This window comes from Pseudomonas sp. PA27(2017), from assembly GCF_001945445.1.
Classification (GTDB): Bacteria; Pseudomonadota; Gammaproteobacteria; order Pseudomonadales; family Pseudomonadaceae; genus Aquipseudomonas.
Genome location: NZ_MSXW01000002.1, coordinates 1 through 15,504 on the forward strand (window position 1 = coordinate 1; position 15,504 = coordinate 15,504).

General features: G+C 62.2%; 17 protein-coding genes and 1 rRNA gene. 7 read left to right on the forward strand and 11 right to left on the reverse strand.

Annotation, left to right across the window (positions count from 1 at the left end; all coding sequences use genetic code 11):
* Positions 1-192 precede the first annotated feature (192 nt).
* Positions 193-308: ribosomal RNA gene (gene rrf, locus BVH06_RS00030) — 5S ribosomal RNA — on the forward strand.
* 556 nt (positions 309-864) lie between these two features.
* Here rrf and queD read toward each other — a convergent pair.
* The 5 genes from queD to pnuC all read right to left on the reverse strand — a co-directional run bounded on the left by queD (position 865) and on the right by pnuC (position 5,531).
* On the reverse strand, positions 865-1,221 hold the full coding sequence (gene queD / locus BVH06_RS00035) for a 6-carboxytetrahydropterin synthase QueD (RefSeq protein WP_075932791.1): 357 nt from the start codon (positions 1,219-1,221) through the stop codon (positions 865-867).
* Between the two features lie 67 nt (positions 1,222-1,288).
* On the reverse strand, positions 1,289-2,431 hold the full coding sequence (locus tag BVH06_RS00040) for a catalase family protein (RefSeq protein WP_075932792.1): 1,143 nt from the start codon (positions 2,429-2,431) through the stop codon (positions 1,289-1,291).
* Positions 2,424-4,334, reverse strand: coding sequence for a di-heme-cytochrome C peroxidase (locus BVH06_RS00045; RefSeq protein ID WP_075932793.1), 1,911 nt, complete (start codon positions 4,332-4,334; stop codon positions 2,424-2,426). The genes BVH06_RS00040 and BVH06_RS00045 overlap by 8 nt, the downstream gene beginning before the upstream one ends.
* A 103-nt stretch (positions 4,335-4,437) precedes the next feature.
* Positions 4,438-4,968, reverse strand: coding sequence for an AAA family ATPase (locus BVH06_RS00050; RefSeq protein ID WP_075929960.1), 531 nt, complete (start codon positions 4,966-4,968; stop codon positions 4,438-4,440).
* Complete coding sequence (gene pnuC, locus BVH06_RS00055; protein ID WP_075929961.1) at positions 4,965-5,531, reverse strand: nicotinamide riboside transporter PnuC; 567 nt, start codon at positions 5,529-5,531, stop codon at positions 4,965-4,967. The genes BVH06_RS00050 and pnuC overlap by 4 nt, the downstream gene beginning before the upstream one ends.
* Positions 5,532-5,765: 234 nt before the next feature.
* Here pnuC and BVH06_RS00060 point away from each other — a divergent pair, with 234 nt between their 5' ends.
* Together BVH06_RS00060 and BVH06_RS00065 are read left to right on the forward strand one after the other, a co-directional pair.
* Entirely contained in the window at positions 5,766-6,596 is an 831-nt protein-coding gene (locus BVH06_RS00060; protein ID WP_075932794.1) for an undecaprenyl-diphosphate phosphatase, read from the forward strand.
* Between the two features lie 23 nt (positions 6,597-6,619).
* Entirely contained in the window at positions 6,620-7,345 is a 726-nt protein-coding gene (locus BVH06_RS00065) for a DUF1294 domain-containing protein (RefSeq protein ID WP_075932795.1), read from the forward strand.
* Here BVH06_RS00065 and BVH06_RS00070 read toward each other — a convergent pair.
* Genes BVH06_RS00070 through BVH06_RS00080 form a run of 3 tightly spaced genes read right to left on the reverse strand, consistent with a single transcriptional unit; the run spans position 7,340 to position 9,866 of the window.
* Positions 7,340-7,693, reverse strand: a complete 354-nt coding sequence (locus BVH06_RS00070; RefSeq protein ID WP_075932796.1) for an MmcQ/YjbR family DNA-binding protein — start codon at positions 7,691-7,693, stop codon at positions 7,340-7,342. The two genes, BVH06_RS00065 and BVH06_RS00070, sit on opposite strands and share 6 nt — an antisense overlap.
* Positions 7,690-8,889: an MFS transporter gene (locus tag BVH06_RS00075; protein ID WP_075929965.1), complete on the reverse strand. Its 1,200-nt coding sequence runs from the start codon at positions 8,887-8,889 to the stop codon at positions 7,690-7,692. Before BVH06_RS00075 ends, BVH06_RS00070 begins: the two co-directional genes overlap by 4 nt.
* The gene (locus tag BVH06_RS00080; protein ID WP_075932797.1) at positions 8,886-9,866 is read right to left on the reverse strand and encodes a LysR substrate-binding domain-containing protein; all 981 of its coding nucleotides are present in this window, start codon (positions 9,864-9,866) and stop codon (positions 8,886-8,888) included. The genes BVH06_RS00075 and BVH06_RS00080 overlap by 4 nt, the downstream gene beginning before the upstream one ends.
* Positions 9,867-10,006: 140 nt before the next feature.
* On the opposite strand from BVH06_RS00080, the gene BVH06_RS00085 reads away from it, so the two are divergent.
* Together BVH06_RS00085 and BVH06_RS00090 are read left to right on the forward strand one after the other, a co-directional pair.
* Positions 10,007-10,615 carry an FMN-dependent NADH-azoreductase gene (locus BVH06_RS00085; protein ID WP_075930025.1) on the forward strand — a complete coding sequence of 203 codons (609 nt, stop codon included), beginning with the start codon at positions 10,007-10,009 and terminating at the stop codon, positions 10,613-10,615.
* 111 nt (positions 10,616-10,726) lie between these two features.
* Positions 10,727-11,506 carry a dienelactone hydrolase family protein gene (locus tag BVH06_RS00090; protein WP_074888632.1) on the forward strand — a complete coding sequence of 260 codons (780 nt, stop codon included), beginning with the start codon at positions 10,727-10,729 and terminating at the stop codon, positions 11,504-11,506.
* A 56-nt stretch (positions 11,507-11,562) separates the two neighbouring features.
* Here BVH06_RS00090 and BVH06_RS00095 read toward each other — a convergent pair whose 3' ends face one another.
* The 3 genes from BVH06_RS00095 to BVH06_RS00105 all read right to left on the reverse strand — a co-directional run bounded on the left by BVH06_RS00095 (position 11,563) and on the right by BVH06_RS00105 (position 13,733).
* The gene (locus tag BVH06_RS00095) at positions 11,563-12,348 is read right to left on the reverse strand and encodes a DUF4394 domain-containing protein (RefSeq protein WP_075930026.1); all 786 of its coding nucleotides are present in this window, start codon (positions 12,346-12,348) and stop codon (positions 11,563-11,565) included.
* Positions 12,349-12,483: 135 nt separating this feature from the next.
* The gene (locus BVH06_RS00100) at positions 12,484-13,188 is read right to left on the reverse strand and encodes an anti-sigma factor domain-containing protein (RefSeq protein ID WP_075932798.1); all 705 of its coding nucleotides are present in this window, start codon (positions 13,186-13,188) and stop codon (positions 12,484-12,486) included.
* On the reverse strand, positions 13,185-13,733 hold the full coding sequence (locus BVH06_RS00105; RefSeq protein ID WP_075930028.1) for a sigma-70 family RNA polymerase sigma factor: 549 nt from the start codon (positions 13,731-13,733) through the stop codon (positions 13,185-13,187). The genes BVH06_RS00100 and BVH06_RS00105 overlap by 4 nt, the downstream gene beginning before the upstream one ends.
* Positions 13,734-13,915: 182 nt before the next feature.
* Here BVH06_RS00105 and BVH06_RS00110 point away from each other — a divergent pair, with 182 nt between their 5' ends.
* Complete coding sequence (locus tag BVH06_RS00110; RefSeq protein WP_139315519.1) at positions 13,916-14,944, forward strand: amidohydrolase family protein; 1,029 nt, start codon at positions 13,916-13,918, stop codon at positions 14,942-14,944.
* 61 nt (positions 14,945-15,005) lie between these two features.
* Positions 15,006-15,470, forward strand: a complete 465-nt coding sequence (locus BVH06_RS00115; RefSeq protein WP_075930029.1) for a DUF3859 domain-containing protein — start codon at positions 15,006-15,008, stop codon at positions 15,468-15,470.
* Positions 15,471-15,504 lie beyond the last annotated feature (34 nt).

A 15,504-nucleotide genomic window follows, 5' to 3' on the forward strand; every position in this document is an offset into this window, starting at 1 on the left:
AAGCGTTGTGAGGCGTTGAGCTAACCAGTACTAATTGCCCGTGAGGCTTGACCATATAACACCCAAACAATTTGGCTGTTAGACGGTTGAAGTCGACAGTAATGCCGAAAATTTGCGAGAACACGTAATACCAACCGACATCACATACCCAATTCGCTGCAGCGGCTAAACCCCGAAGCAGCAACCAGTTTGCTTGACGACCATAGAGCGTTGGAACCACCTGATCCCATCCCGAACTCAGTAGTGAAACGACGCATCGCCGATGGTAGTGTGGAGCTTCTCCATGTGAGAGTAGGTCATCGTCAAGCTTCTACCCGAAAGCCCTGATCAGGTAACTGATCAGGGCTTTCTCTTTTTGGCTCGAATGATGGTGTGGCTGTGAGAGTCCCGGAGTGCCGGCCACCGGAATGCCGGCCAGATCATCGTCAAGCTTCTATAAGAAACCCCAGATCTCGACAGAGGTCTGGGGTTTCGTCTTTTGGGGCCAGGAAAATTCTAAAGGCCTAATACCCAGCAGCATCAGGCAGGCGGCCAGAAGGTAAGCTGACCTGGGGAGCGCTTCGCCCAACCGCAGGCTACGCCTCCGGGCTTCTGGTGGGCTGCGAATCAGCGGTGGAAGGGTGAAGCGTCTTCCACCCTACGGTGCGTATAGCGCTCTCGTAGCCTGGGTTAGCCGAAGGCGTAACCCAGGGAGCTGGTGCGAGTTTGTCGGGATGCTCGAATGACCTACCTGGCATGGACAACATCAGCCGAGCATCAATGCCCAGGATGATCATGGCTCAGAAACGACGAAGCCCGCATTGCGCGGGCTTTGTCGTTTCTGCCTTGTCCCTTCCGCAGTGAAACCACGGAAGCAAGGTCGTTTCAGTCGCCGCGATATTCGCAACCGCTGGTGCAGGTCTCATGGATACGAATGCGCGACAGCTCCGGCAGTAACGGCTTGAGCTGTTGCCATACCCATTTGGCGAGTATTTCGCTGGTCGGGTTTTCCAGGCCGGGGATGTCGTTGAGGTAGTTGTGATCGAGCTGCTCGTAGATCGGCTTGAAGATGGCCTTGATCTCCGAGAAATCACGAATCCAGCCGGTATACGGATCGACATCACCCTCGATATAGACCGCGATGCGGAACGAGTGGCCATGCAGGCGACCGCACTTATGGCCGTCGGGGACGTGGGGGAGCCGGTGGGCGGCTTCGAAGATGAATTCTTTGAACAGTTCCAAGGCCAATCTCTTTTCTACAGGGCAAACAGGCTGCAATTCTAGCAGCCTGCTGCAACCTGTAGGGGGCTTACTGGCCCAGCGCAGCGTTGCGATCGTGACGATACACGCTCACTGCCTCGTACACCGCCTTGCGCAAACGGTTGATGCCACCGATCGGGCGGTGTTCGGGCAGGGCGTGCCATGGGTTGAACGACAGGTTGTCGCAGAACAGATTCTGCTCCGAGCTATCGAAGTCCTGAGCTGGCAGGCGGATATCGGCGACGGTCTCGAACGGCGCGATCTTCTCGTCCCACTCCACGCTAGGGTCTTCGATTGGCATGTAGTAATCCGGGTTCTGCCGTTGTACCTGAAGCAAGAAGCAGGCTGGCATGCGGTCCAGGGAAAGCTGCTGATAGAGGGCACTGCGCAGGAAGTTGGGCAGATCGGTATTAGGCTTGGGAATGGCGTAAGCCGGGCAGTTTTCCGGTGTTGGAATGACCCGATACTTGATGTTGTGCGGCCCCAACTTGAACGGGGCGATGGAATTGTAGGTGGTTTCCACCGGGCTGGCGGGGGCAGGGGACAGGGTTTTCAGCGCGATGATCAGGTGGCGAATCTCCCAGGTTCGCGGATCCCAGCTCGGAAAGAAGGCCAGGGCTTTCTTGCCGTCCGCTTGCGCAGCGAAGTTGCTACGGTACTCCGCCACGTCACGCACGAAGAACGCGGGGTGATTGAACATCACGAAGTCCTGATCGCCAGCACTGCGTGGATTGTTCATCAGCTTGGCGCCAGGCACGTCGAGCAGTTTGATGGCCATGCCTCGGGCATCCCGAGCGCGGTCGAATTGCGGGTAGGCGTTGCCGTTGGACAGGCGCATCCATGCCTGCCAGGTCTTGCCAGGTTCGGCGAGCACGCCGTAGCGCAGGCTTTCATCGAGTTCCGCTTTCACCGTGACTTCAGCCCTTACGCAGCCATGTGCCTTGGCATGGGCGTCGCGCAGGACCCGGGTATTGTCGCGGTGCTGCTCGACAACGCGAATGGCGTCTTCGATGATGCCAGCCGTGTAGGCAGCCTCATCGGCTGGAATTTGCTCTTCGCTGGAAACCGGGCCGGAAAATTTCCAGCTGTAATAGGCGCTGCCCACCGCCCAGCCACCCAAGCCAACGACCAGCAGGATGATCAGCGTTGTGCCCAGCAGGCGTCCGAGCCACAGCCAAAATCGTTTAAGCATCGTTGGACTCCTTGTGATTTGCGTTCACGGTGCCTTGGCAGTTCTGCCCGGGATTCCAGGCTTTGGCCGGCACGTCGCTCAACTGGTTTTCCAGCGCCGGGTTACCCAGCACCTTCAGGTATTCGACCAGCGCCCAGCGCTCCTCCGGCTGCAGGCCACGGCCGATGACGCCATCGTTACGGCAGCCATCGCGGAATTCATGGCCGCCGTTGCCATTGCCCTTGATGCGTGTATCGAGCAGGAAACCGCCTGGGAACTTGTCGCTGACGAAGCCCACATGCTTTGGATCGAATTCGAAATTGCCCACCCAGAAGCTGCTGGGCCGCTCCGATACCGGCGACAGCAGATGAAAGAGCGTTGGCACCGAGCCGTTATGCAGAAAGGGGGGGGTGGCCCAGATGCCATCCAGCGGCCGCACCTTGTAGCCACGGATCTCTTGGACGCCAATTGGCAGGCCGTAGCCGTCCATGCGTTTGCGCTGCTCTGGCGCGATGCCGTTGTCGCGATAGGCGCGGTCCTCGACGTAGGCGGTGACATAGGCCAGCGCCTCGGCAGTGGAGATGGCGCTGAAGTCGATCTTGTCGAGGCTGTTGCTATACAGCTTCACGTCCAGCTTCGCCAGTTCGGCTTTCTTCCAGCCCAGCTTGCGGATATCGAAACGGTGGTCGGCGATATTGTCGGCGGTGGTGGAATCGGTGCCCACGATGGACGTATCGACGACTTGCATGTACCACTCAGGATCCCGATCGGGTGCCATGCGATGACCAGGCGGCACAACCTTCGGTGCGTGGCAGACGGCGCAGTTTTCCTGGAACAGGGCGCGACCGCGACTGGCGAGCGGCAGGTCGATCTTGCCAAAGACCTTTTCCGGCCAGGCTGGCGGTTGCAGGTGTTTGAGCGTTTCCTCCAGCTGATAGAGGTCGTTGATGCGCACGCTGGACGCGTAGCGCTGATCGTGTGGCACCGGGCGCCCGTTTTCGTCGAGCAGCTGCAGGGTAGCGCCGACCCCCAGTGCCTCGCCGACGTTACGGGCCATGGGTTGCATGGCCGAACCGTTCCATTGCACCCAGTCGAATTTCCAGATGTCCCACAGGTGGGGATAGCTGACTGGCGCATCGGCCACGCGGTAGTTGGCGGCATCGATGCTGTCACCGAACACCGTATTGGCGATGCGGCCGAACGCATCGGTACGGCCGAAGCCTTCTTCGGTCGGGTAGAGACCGCGGTGCCAGTCGTTATAGGCAGTGCTCAGCAGGCGATCGAGAACCTGTTTGAACTCCGCGCGCAGGGCGTCGTAGTCGCGCTCGTAATGCTCGCCCAGCACCTCGTGGGCGAAGCGGCGGAATTTCAATGGGTTGTAGTAGGTGGACGCCATGCTCATGCCGAGGGCCTGGCCGAAGCTGCCCCCTTTTAGCGTCGGCACGGTAGACGCCAGCGAGTGCAGCGCGGCGCCACCATCGATGCGCACCGCCTGGCCCTGGTAACGCAGCTCGCCGGTGTGGCAGGCGGCGCAGGTGATGTCCAGATACTGGACGCCGCTCTCATCGTCCTCATGGCGGGCAAAACCCACCGGCAGGTTGCCGGGGTTCAGGGCCGTGGCTTTCTGTCCTGGCTGGGTCAGAAAACCGAAGCGCGCCAGGTAATCCGGATCGGCGAACTTGGCCTTGCCGAACGGCATCTCCAAGGCCGTGAACCAGGCGTAGTGCAGGCCTTTCACGGTCGTGCCCTGGGGCGTGTAGTAATAGAACTGTCGCTGCTGGTCACTCCACTGGCCGAGATAGTGCACCTTTTCCACCGGCGTATAGGCCGGCAGATTGGGCTTGGCGATGTAGTAGACGATGACCAGCAGAGCGGTCAGCAGGAGCAGGGCGATGATCTGCACGGTGCGGCGAATCAGGCGCATCGGGGACGTCCTTGTTGCGTTTTTCTAGTAGTGCTCCTTTATGCCCATGCTGTCGGTTAATGGCAAGATGCCACGCTTCCATAAGGGCATTTTTCGTCGATGTCTACCCGCTGACGCCGAGCCAGCTTCCCACGCAGCTTATTGCTGCGCGCTGGCGTTCATGCCAGGTGCCGTCGATTTCCACCACGTTCTGGCCGTTGGCCTTGAGCCATTGTGCGCAGGCCTGGTGAAAGGCCAGGCGCTCCGCCAGATCCGGCTGGCAACGCTGTCCATCGCCCACCCATTCGACGCCGCGCGGGTCGAGCAACAGGTGCAGGTGATACTCGCGGGCCAGCAGGGCGGGTTCCATCCACTGCGGGCAATCACCGAACAGGGCGCGGCTCCAGAGAATGTTGCTGAGCAGGTGGGTGTCGAGGATCAGCAGGTGAGGGCGCTGCTCGCGGGCGGCGTCTTCCCAGGCCAGCTGTCCGCGGGCGATGGCGGAAATATCGGCGTAGCAGGTGTCGCGCTGCTGGGCGTCGATGAAGTGGCGGACGTATTCACCGACCACGATACCGCCGAAGCGCTGCTGCAGCTCGCTCGCCAGCCAGCTCTTGCCGCTGGATTCCGGGCCAGTCAGAACCAGGACGTTCATGGACGCACGCCGACCAGTTCGCGCCGCCAGGTCAGCCAGCCATGGCAGGCAAGCAGCGTAAATAGGGCGTACAGCGCAGCGGTGAGGTACAGCGCCTGATCGATGAACAGCACGACGAACAGCACATCGAGGAGGATCCACAGTGCCCAGCATTGCAGGCGCTTCTTGGCCATCCACACTTGCGCGACGAGGCTGAAAGCGCACAAGGTCGCGTCCTGCCAAGGCGCGCTGGCATCGGTGTAGGTCATCATCAGCAGGCCCAGCACGGCCGAACCGAGCACGCCCAGGGCAAGGCCTGAAAGGATCTGCCGCAGGTTCAGGCTCGATACCTGCAGGCGCTCGTCGGGGCGGTCGCCGCGTGTCCAATGCCACCACCCGTAAAGCTGCAGGGTAGCGTAGACGCATTGCAGCAGCGTGTTGGAGTACAGCTTGGCCTGGAAGAACACCCACGCATAGAGCACTACCATGACCAGCCCGATCGGCCAGCACCAGGGGTTCTGCCGCACGGTCAGCCAGACGGCGATCAGGCCGAGCAACGAGGCACAAACTTCGAGCGGTGACATGGAACCTCGGTGTGTGACGGTGGGACGGGCGCGCATTCTAGCGCTTGTGGCGCCTGGGAGATCGGTCGGCTGGCAGGAAAGTGACAATTTCGCTTTGATAGCGTTTTGAAATTGCATGGGAGTGATTTATAACTGCCGCTTTTTTCGGCCCCGCTGGAACCTCCTCCAGCGCCTCCAGTCCGAGAAACAATCCCTTTACAGCCAGTTCATCTGGCACCTTTCCGAGGAGTTTCGATGGACAGTTGGCTCGCTTTTCAGGCGTTGATTCTGGGTATCGTTGAAGGTCTCACCGAATTTCTGCCCATTTCCAGCACCGGGCACCTGATCGTTGTCGGTGACTTGCTGGATTTCAACGGCGAGCGCGCCACGGCCTTCAAGATCATCATCCAGCTTGGCGCCATCCTGGCTGTGATGTGGGAGTTTCGTCAGCGCATCCTGTCGGTGGTCACCGGCCTGGGCAGCGATCCCATGGCCCGGCGTTTCACCGTCAACCTGATGATCGCGTTCTTTCCGGCGGTGGTGCTCGGCTTGCTGTTCGCCGATCTCATCGAGCACTGGCTGTTCAACCCGATCACGGTCAGCGCCGCGCTGGTCATCGGGGGTGTGGTGATGCTCTGGGCCGAGAAACGTCAGCACCGCATCGTCGCCGAGACGGTCGACGACATGGACTGGAAGCTGGCTCTCAAGGTCGGCTTCGCCCAGTGTCTGGCATTGATTCCGGGGACCTCGCGCTCCGGCTCGACCATCATCGGCGGCCTGCTGTTCGGCCTGTCGCGCAAGGCGGCCACCGAGTTCTCGTTCTTTCTGGCGATGCCGACCATGGTCGCCGCCACGGTGTACTCGCTCTACAAGTACCGGGATATCCTGCAACTGAGCGATTTACCGGTATTCGCCATCGGTTTCGTCACCACCTTCATCGTCGCTATGCTGACGGTGCGTGCGCTGCTGGTATTCATCGCCAACCACAGTTACGCGGTATTCGCCTGGTACCGGATCGCCTTCGGCCTGTTGATTCTGGCCACCTGGCAGTTCGGCTGGATCGACTGGAGCACGGCGCAGGGCTGATCGCCAAGCCGTCAAGGACGCACATGCAGAGCAGGGAACAGGCGGGCCGTATCAAACGCTGGGATGATGACAAGGGCTTCGGGTTCATTCAGCCCATTGCCGGTGGAACCGACGTGTTCGCGCACATTTCGGCGATGCGTGGCGATCGTCGACCCACTGCTGGGGACCAGGTGCTGTTCGTGGCCGGGCGCGACGATAAGGGCCGCTTGCGCGCCGAGCATGTGCGCCTGGCCGGTGAGCTGGCGATCGATCAGCCGCAGATTCGCGTCAAGCCGACTACCGCCAAGCCCAACGCCGCCAGGCCAAGCACCAAGGCTGCCAGGCCAACCGCGCGCGGCGCTCGCCGGCCAGCAGTTGCAGTGCGCAATCCGCTCGCCAAATGGCTGGCTTTCGCCGCTCTATGTCTGCTCCCTGTGCTCGGCGCATTGCGTTGGCTGGGCAATGGAGCGGTCTGGCCGGCGTTGGTCTATCCCGTGGCCAGCGTGCTGTGCTTCATCCTCTACTGGCACGACAAGAACAGCGCCCAGCAGGGTCGCCAGCGTACGCCGGAAAAGACTTTGCACCTGGTCGAACTGGCCGGCGGTTGGCCTGGTGCGTTGTTGGCTCAGCAGACCTTTCGGCACAAGACGCGCAAGGCGTCCTACCTGCTGGTCTTCTGGGCCATCGTGGCGTTGCACCAGTTGGTCTGGATCGATCAGTTGTTGCTCGGCGGCGCCTATACCAGCGGCTGGTTACGCAGCCTGCTATAGATCGAGCAGCAGGCCGACCTGCTGCTTGCGTGGCAGGCGCCGTACCACCAGTTGGTGGGAGCGGGTCAACAGGTCCCGCAATTCCTCGTCACCCAGCGGTGGTTGGCTGCCGTTCATGCTGATCCAGTGGGCGCGGGCGAGGTAGGGCGCCGGGCGGATACCGGGCTGATCGGTGAAGCCCAGAAACAGCGCGTCGTCGACCTTGAAGGCCAGGTTGTCACCGAGAAAATCGAGGACGGCGAACATCTTGTTGTGCGCCACGGAAAACACTTGGTTGCTGCCCCATTTGTAATCCACCCGAGCCCCCGGCAGTTGCAGGCAGAAGGCGATCAGTTCGTCACGAGTCACGGCTGCACCGCCTTTGGCCGCTCGGCACGGCGTAGCAGTAACAGGCTCAGCCCCAGGCCAAGCAGCGACAGCAAGCCCGAGGCGAGAAACACCGCGCCGTAGTTATAGGCGGTGGCGACAAGGCCCATCAGGGGGCCGGCCACACCCAACGCCAGATCGAAGAACAGTGCGTAGGCGCCCAGTGCCGAACTGCGGCTGGCCGCTGGAATGTTGCCGATCGCCTCGACGCCAAGCGCAGGATACACCAGCGACAGGCCGAAGCCGGTCAGCGCTGCGCCACACAGGGCCAGGGCTGGGATCGGTGCGATCCACAGCAGCAACAGGCCGAGGGTTTCGATTGCCAGGCAAATGGTGGCAACGCGGTAGCCGCCGCGCCGCTCGATGGCACCTGCGAACAGCAGCCGCGCGGCGATGAAGGCCAGGCCGAATGCGCTCAGGCAATAGGCGGCGTGTTCCCAACCGAGGCTCGCATAATACAGGGTGACGAAGGTCGCCAGGGTGCCGAAACCGATGGAGCCCAGGGCCAGCGCCAAGCCATTGGGGGCGATGGCCAGAAAGACGTTGTGAAACGGCAGGCGCTTGCCCTGGATGACCGGGATGGCCGGTTTGTCGCGTGCCACCCACAGCGCACCAAGGCTGAGCAGGGTGATGGCCGCGCCAATGCTCCACAGTCCCAACGTCGAAGCCATCAGCACGCCCAGTGGTGCGCCGATGGCGATGGCGCCGTAGGAGGCGATGCCGTTCCAGGAAATCACCCGGGCGGTATTCTCGGCGCCGACCCGGCCGATGCCCCAGGTGATCGAGCCGGTGCCGATCAGCGCCTGGGAAATACCCAGGGCGACGCGCCCGGCCAGCAGCAGACCCAGACCTATCGCGCCGGACGCCTCATGCAGGCTGGTCGCCGCCAGGGTCAGCACACCGCTGCCCAGGGTGCCAGCCAAGCCGTAGACCACCGCACGCTTGGGGCCGATCCGGTCGATCAGTATGCCGGTGATTGGCCGTGAAACCAGGGTGACGAGGTACTGCAGGCTGATCACCAGGCCTGCCATCACCGAGCCGTAGCCCAGGTCATTGAGCACGAAACCGGGTAGCACCGCCAGGGGCAGGCCAACGCAGAGAAAGCCGATGAAGGTGAAGAACACCACGGCTAGAATTCGCGCGGTCTGGCCGGGTGCCTGGGGCTTGCGGGCGGTCATCGGGTGTCCTGTACGGTGGAGTGGGGGATAACGTTATCAGGTTGGTCTGACTCTGTGCGAGCCAGGTCCGTTCCAGGCATCAGCCAGCCCTCGCTGCTGGCCTGGATCATATGCTCGAGCCAGGCTCGAACGGCTGGCAGCATGCCGCGCCGGTGAGGGTATACGACCTGCAGGTGCCCGCCGGGCAGGTTCCAGTCTGGCAGCAGGCGCACCAGACGGCCTGCCTGCAGATCGGTCATGCACTTGGTGTGCGGCAGCATGGTGAAGCCCAGCCCCTGTAGTGCGGCCTCGCGGCGGATATCGAAGTCTTCGATGCTCAGGCGTGCCTCCAGGGTCACTTCGCGGCGTGCGCCGGCTGAATTTCTGAGCAGGTGATGAATGCGTCTGTCGCTCGCCGCCGCGCCAAGTGCCGGCAACCGTTGCAGATCGTCGGGCGTGCGGATGTCCAGCCCCTGCAGCAATGCCGGAGCTGCTACCAGGTAAGCGGAGGCGGGCGCCAGCTGGCGGGCGATCAGCGAGGGATCCTCGTCGTTCTGATCGCGCACACGCAACGCGACGTCGAGGCCCTCCTGCAGCAGGTCCACACGGCGGTTGGTCAGCACCACGTCGAGTTGCACCAGCGGGTACTTGGCCAGAAAACTGGTGATCACCGGGTGCAGCCCGGCGCGCGCCAGCTCGACAGGGCAGGACATGCGCACTCGCCCGCGTGGTTCGCTGCTCAGCGAGGCCACGGCCTCCTGCGCCTGTTCGGCTTCGAGCAGCATCGCCTGGCAATGTCGCAGATAGCGCTCGCCAGTTTCGGTCAGCGCCAGTTTGCGGGTGGTGCGCTGCAGCAGGCGCACGCCAAGGCGGGCCTCGAGTTCGGCCACACGCCGTGACAGGCGCGACTTGGGGATACCCAGCTGTTGGCCGGCGGCGCTGAAACCGCCGTGCTCGACCACCTTGGCGAAGTACATCAGATCGTTGAGATCCTGCATGAAAGCTCCAGGCCTGTAAAAAACACGGGTTGTTCTACTGGTGGAACGCATCATCGCATTTTTACGGGCTAATCAGTGATTGGCTCCATTGATAGGATTAACCCATCGAACAGTCACCGACCTCTTTCAAGGAGCGCTTCATGAAACTTCTGCACCTCGATTCCAGCATTCTTGGCGATGCCTCCGCCTCCCGCCAGCTCAGCGCAGCGGTCACCGAAGCCTGGAAGAACAGCCAGGCCGATGTTCAGGTTACCTACCGTGACCTGGCCAGCGATGCGCTGAGCCACCTCTCTGCGGCCAGCTTTGTGGCTGGTGGCACCCCGGCCGAGCTGCGCGACGCCGCCCAGGCTCACGAAGTGGCCCTGGCCGAAGCGACCCTGGAAGAATTTCTGGCAGCCGACGCCATCGTGATTGGCGCGCCGATGTACAACTTCACCGTGCCGACTCAACTCAAGGCCTGGATCGACCGTATTGCGGTCGCTGGCAAGACCTTCTCTTACACTGAGAATGGCCCGCAAGGTCTGGCCGGTGGCAAGAAAGTGGTCATCGCCTCGACTGCCGGTGGCATTCATGCCGGCCAGGCCAGTGGCCAGGCCCATGAGGACTACCTGATTCTGGTGCTGCGCTTCCTGGGCATCACCGATATCGAAGTGGTGCGGGCAGAAGGCCTGGCATACGGCGAGGAGCCGAAAGCCAATGCACTGCGCAGTGCCCATGCGCAGATCGACGGCTTGTTCGCTGCCGCCTGATCCAGTGTTCGCTCGCGGCGTTCGGGTTTCCCCGGCGCCGCAAATGTGCTTCCTTGTGCTCGGGCGCAGCATTGGCTGCCATCACTGGGTACAGACAGAAGGAATCACGCGATGAGGAAATCACTGTTGTCGGCAGCGTTGCTGGGCTTGGCCGGATTGGCCGAGGCGGGGGTGGTGGTCAAGAACGTCCCCTACGAGATCGATGGCCAGCCATTCGAAGGTAAGCTCGTTTACGACGATGCGGTCAGCGACCCGCGTCCGGGCCTTCTGATGGTGCCGAACTGGTTGGGCGTCACTGACGCGTCCGCCGAAAAGGCCGCCCGGGCCGCCGGCGACAAGTACGTGGTGTTCGTGGCCGACATGTACGGCAAGAGCATTCGCCCCAGCAACGCCGACGAGGCAAAGCAGGCGGCGACGACCGTGCGCAGCGACCGTGCGTTGATGCGCAAGCGTGCCCAGGCGGCAGTCGATGTACTCAAGGCGCAAACCAGCCAGGTCGCTCTGGATACCGCCAGGCTCGGCGCGATCGGCTTCTGCTTCGGCGGCGGCACCGTCCTCGAACTGGCCCGCTCGGGTGCGCCACTCAAAGCCTTCGTGTCTTTCCACGGTAACCTGGATACGCCCAATCCCGCTGATGCCAACAACATCAAGGCACCGGTGCTGGTGCTGCATGGGGCGGATGACCCGGCAGTGCCGCCGGCGCAGGTCGACGGGTTCATGAAGGAAATGAAGGCCGCCAAGGTGGATTGGCAATTGGTCAGCTACGGCGGGGCCGTGCATTCGTTCACCGATCCCCTGGCCAACACCCCAGGCAGCAATCAGTACCATCCACTGGTGGCGGCTCGGGCATTCAAGGCCATGGATAATCTGCTCGACGAAGTGTTCGAGTAACGCGAAAAACGCGAAAATAAAGGGGGAAGGCCGTGTGGCCTTCCCCCTTTATCGTCTTACTTGGCTGGTAGAACGGCGATGTCGATGATGTCGTGGGGCAGGTTCTTGATCTCGCCCAGGGCTGTGGCCTTGCCCGTTTCCAGGTTGATCTGATGCAACGTGGTGCCGGTCAGCAGATAGGCGGTATTGCCGCCCTTGCCATCGCTCTTGATGTCCAGCGCGGCGCTCTTCAGGTCGTCGGCGATCTTGCCAACCACCTGCTGGATGCCGTCATTTGGCGGGTTCTGCAGCATCAGGTTGCCGGTCGCCAGGTCGACGGTGTACAGCGCCGTCTTCTCGGTACCCTTGTAGGCGTTGGTGTACGCACCGGCTAATACCTTGGGCGTCTTGCCGGCGTACGGGCCGTCCTTCGCGTAGGCGACCTTGCCGTCCACCACTACTTCACCGCTCTCGACATTGACGCGCAGGCTGGTGCCATCGGCTGCCAGCAAGCGCAGGCGGTCAGCGACCGGGTTGAAGTCGACCACGGCCTGGCCGTTGCCCGGCAGCGCCTGGCTGAGCTTGGCGGCCTTGGTGGCCGCGCCACTCTTGGCATCGATGGTGTAGAGCTGGCCGGCGTCATCCAGGCCGTAGATCGAGCCATTGGCCGGGCGTACATCGATGCCGCGCAAGCTGGAGACACCGCTGAGCTTCACATCGGAAGCGACGGCGAGGGTCTTGGTATCGAGGTGCAGCAGTTTGCCGTCCGCACTCAGGGCCAGCAGGTCGTCGGCGTTGGCGGTGGCGCAGCCCAGGGCGGCAGCAGTGATGGCGATACCGAGCACTTTCTTGGAAATGTTCATGAGCGTCCTCTCTATGGGTAAGGCGCGAAGGTTTCTTCGCGCTGGCATCCAGGCACCGTGGTAGAGCACCTGATAGTCATACCCAGGAGGTCGCTCGGCAGATGTCGATTGAAACATCTGGTTGCATCTGCCGGCTCAGTTCATTGCCGTGGTGACTGCGCGGCCGATATACAGCACCTCCCCGGTGGGCCTGTTCGAGGGCGAGCCACCGGACGGTTCGAGGGTCAGCTCGAACAACTGGCCAGCCTGTACCGCACCGATCTGCTCGGCGGACAGGGTCAGCGGTTCGCCCGGCTCGACGAGACCCAGTGAGCGCGGGCCGTCCTTCGGATCGACCAGCGTCCAGAATTGCACCGAGCGATTCGCCGCGATCTGATCTTCATGCAACGGCTCCAGCAGCAGCGTACCGCTGGCATCGATGTGCACCACCCAGCCTGGCGCCGCCGCCTCACCGGGCGGCTGCAACACAGCGGTATAGCTCGTCGAGGGCGTATCGGCCGGCCACGGCACTGGCAGCAGGGCGATGATCAGGGCGAGCGCCAAGGCTGCGCTGGTCAGGCGCCAGGTGGAGAGGTTCGACCACCAGTGGCGCCAGACGCTGGGCCGCGGCCCCAGCTCCAGAGTCTGCTGGATGCGCGACCAGAGGCCGGGCGAGGGCGCACTTGGGGGCAGCCGGTCACTGAGTTCGAGAAAATGCTGCTCCCATTCCAGGGCCATGGCGGCTGCCTGCGGGTCGCGTTCGATCAACTCGGCAACTTCGTGGGCCTGCTCTTGCTCGAGCAGACCAAGAACGTATTCACCGATAAGCGCTCGGCGTTCTGCGGGGTCAGTGCTGATCATCGTTGCAAACACTCCTGCAGTGCGCGCAACCCGCTACGAATGCGCCCTTTGATGGTGCCCAGTGGCGTGGTCAGCCGCTCGGCGATCTGCTCGTGAGTCAGCCCGCGGTAGAACGCCAGCAGAACCGGATGGCGCCGCGGGCGCTCGAGCTTCTGCAGGCAGGCGCGCAGGTGACGCCTGTCCGACTGCTGTTCGTGCTGCTGAGCGGCCGACGGGCTTTCGTCGATCAGGTGATCGGCGATGTCGTCGCCAAGCGTTACGGTGCGGCCGCGCTGGCGCAACTGATTCAGGGCGCGGTAACGCAGAATGCTGTAGATCCACGCCCGCCCGCTGCCCAGGGAGCGCTGAAAGCGCCCGGCATTGCGCCAGATCTGCACGAAGGCATCGTGCAGGCAATCTTGCGCCGCGTCGCGCTGGCCCAGCAGGCTGATGGCCAGCCCGAGCATCTGTGCCGACTCCTGGCGATACAGCGCCTGGAATGCGCGCTCGTCATGGTGCGCGCAGGCTTCCAGAATACTGTCGTAATCGAACATCGGGTCAGACATGCCGTCATCCTGTGCTGGGCTGCGTCCTGAAGGTGACAAGGGTTATACCCGAGACCAGGCGGTTTAGATGTGTCGGTAATGAAACAATTGGTCTCGCCAATGGCACGATAGCGGAGGTCGATAGCCTGAACTTGCGCGAAGCGCGTGCAGTCTATGCTGCTCAATGACCGAGGAACGTCTGCATGCGCCTGATTCGTCTGGGTTTTTTATTGTCGGCAGGCCTGCTGGCGAGTGTTGTAGACGCGCGTGAGTATCGATACACCGACGCCCATTTGCATTACGTGGATTTCTTCCAGGAAAGCGCCGGCATGGACATGCTGCTCAAGCGCATGGACGAGTCCAAGGTCGATCACGTGATGTTCTCGGGCATCCCGGTTGCCAAGAAATGGCACGAAGATGAACCCAAGCGCCCACGCTATTACGCCGGTGACGACGCAGCCGCCTATTGGTACAGCGCCACCGACGTGCTGATCGCTCACGCCTACAAACAGGTGCCCGAAGCGCAGCGCCACCGCTTTCATCCGTTTCTGTCCGGCTTCAACCCCAACGACAAGAACTCCGATTCCCACATCCGTCGCATGCTGGAGCTCGATCCCGGGCTGTGGCAGGGCATCGGCGAGGTGTTCACTCGCCATGACGATCTCACTTCGCTGATCGAGGGCAGCACGCCGCGGGCCAACAACGAGGCCATGACGCGCGTCTATCACCTGGCTGCCGAATACGACCTGCCAGTAATGATGCACTCCAACATCACCTCCAAGCGCGAGCGCAACCCGCTGTACCTGCAGGAGATCGAGGAGCCGCTGCGCAACCACCCGCATGTTCGCTTCATCTGGGCCCATGCCGGTACCAGCATGGAGATTCACCGCCACCAGGAGAAGCTGGAGTTTCTCTTCGACACCCTGGCGCGCATGCTGGAAAGCTATCCCAACCTGTATATCGACCTGTCCTGGACCATGCTCAGGCCTTACCTGACCGATGAAAGCGGCAACCCCGACCCCAAATGGGTAGAGCTGGTCGAGCGCTACCCCGATCGCTTCATGATCGGCTCCGACGTGGTGGGCCGCTTCGACAGCATGGGCGAGTACATGCACGGCTTCGACCGCTTCCTCGATGCGCTGCCCGAGGATGTCGCCCACAAGGTCGCCCGAGACAACTTCCTGTCCATCCTGCCGCGCAAGGTGCAGGAGGCACTGCCCGCATCACGCTGAATGTCATCAGGTTGTCATCGCTGCGTCATAGCCTCGCGCCATTCCAATGGAGGAGCGTGAGATGCAACATTTTCGATTCGCGACGATGACGGTGCTGCTGCTCGCCGCCGGCTTAACTCAAGCCGAGGTGCGGGTGCAAGGGCCTGTCGAGGCCGGCGTTTTCATCAGCCAGCACAGGGACTTTCAGCCGGGTGAGCGTGTGCTGACCCAGGCCAATCAGCAAATCGAGCAGACGACCGTGGTGCCTGCCAAACTGGGAACCAAGTTCGGGATGCGTTATACCCTGACCGGCAAGACGGTCGATGGCGAGCCCCTGACTTTGCTGTACCTCACGCCCGGCGTGGTTGGCGCTGACGGCCGGCGCCATGACAAGTTCGTGGTGACGCAGAAGCTGGTGCCCGATGCGTCTCGGGACGTCATGGCCTTCGAGTTTTCCGAGAACCATGAGGTGGTGCCGGGGGAGTGGCACTTCCTGCTGTTCCAGGGCGACCGCAAGCTGGCGGAGCAGCGTTTCGAAGTCCGCTGAGCTGCAGCGATGGGATGATTTGCAGAAAGTCAGG

Excerpts from the sequence above, each read along its gene's own strand:
- BVH06_RS00075 (WP_075929965.1), bottom strand. The coding sequence starts at position 8,889 with ATGACCGCCCGCAAGCCCCAGGCACCCGGCCAGACCGCGCGAATTCTA.
- BVH06_RS00095 (WP_075930026.1), bottom strand. The coding sequence starts at position 12,348 with ATGAACATTTCCAAGAAAGTGCTCGGTATCGCCATCACTGCTGCCGCC.
- BVH06_RS00100 (WP_075932798.1), bottom strand. The coding sequence starts at position 13,188 with ATGATCAGCACTGACCCCGCAGAACGCCGAGCGCTTATCGGTGAATAC.
- BVH06_RS00110 (WP_139315519.1), top strand. The coding sequence starts at position 13,916 with ATGCGCCTGATTCGTCTGGGTTTTTTATTGTCGGCAGGCCTGCTGGCG.
- pnuC (WP_075929961.1), bottom strand. The coding sequence starts at position 5,531 with ATGTCACCGCTCGAAGTTTGTGCCTCGTTGCTCGGCCTGATCGCCGTC.
- BVH06_RS00050 (WP_075929960.1), bottom strand. The coding sequence starts at position 4,968 with ATGAACGTCCTGGTTCTGACTGGCCCGGAATCCAGCGGCAAGAGCTGG.
- BVH06_RS00045 (WP_075932793.1), bottom strand. The coding sequence starts at position 4,334 with ATGCGCCTGATTCGCCGCACCGTGCAGATCATCGCCCTGCTCCTGCTG.
- BVH06_RS00115 (WP_075930029.1), top strand. The coding sequence starts at position 15,006 with ATGCAACATTTTCGATTCGCGACGATGACGGTGCTGCTGCTCGCCGCC.
- BVH06_RS00105 (WP_075930028.1), bottom strand. The coding sequence starts at position 13,733 with ATGTCTGACCCGATGTTCGATTACGACAGTATTCTGGAAGCCTGCGCG.
- BVH06_RS00065 (WP_075932795.1), top strand. The coding sequence starts at position 6,620 with ATGCAGAGCAGGGAACAGGCGGGCCGTATCAAACGCTGGGATGATGAC.
- BVH06_RS00040 (WP_075932792.1), bottom strand. The coding sequence starts at position 2,431 with ATGCTTAAACGATTTTGGCTGTGGCTCGGACGCCTGCTGGGCACAACG.
- BVH06_RS00060 (WP_075932794.1), top strand. The coding sequence starts at position 5,766 with ATGGACAGTTGGCTCGCTTTTCAGGCGTTGATTCTGGGTATCGTTGAA.
- BVH06_RS00090 (WP_074888632.1), top strand. The coding sequence starts at position 10,727 with ATGAGGAAATCACTGTTGTCGGCAGCGTTGCTGGGCTTGGCCGGATTG.
- BVH06_RS00080 (WP_075932797.1), bottom strand. The coding sequence starts at position 9,866 with ATGCAGGATCTCAACGATCTGATGTACTTCGCCAAGGTGGTCGAGCAC.
- BVH06_RS00085 (WP_075930025.1), top strand. The coding sequence starts at position 10,007 with ATGAAACTTCTGCACCTCGATTCCAGCATTCTTGGCGATGCCTCCGCC.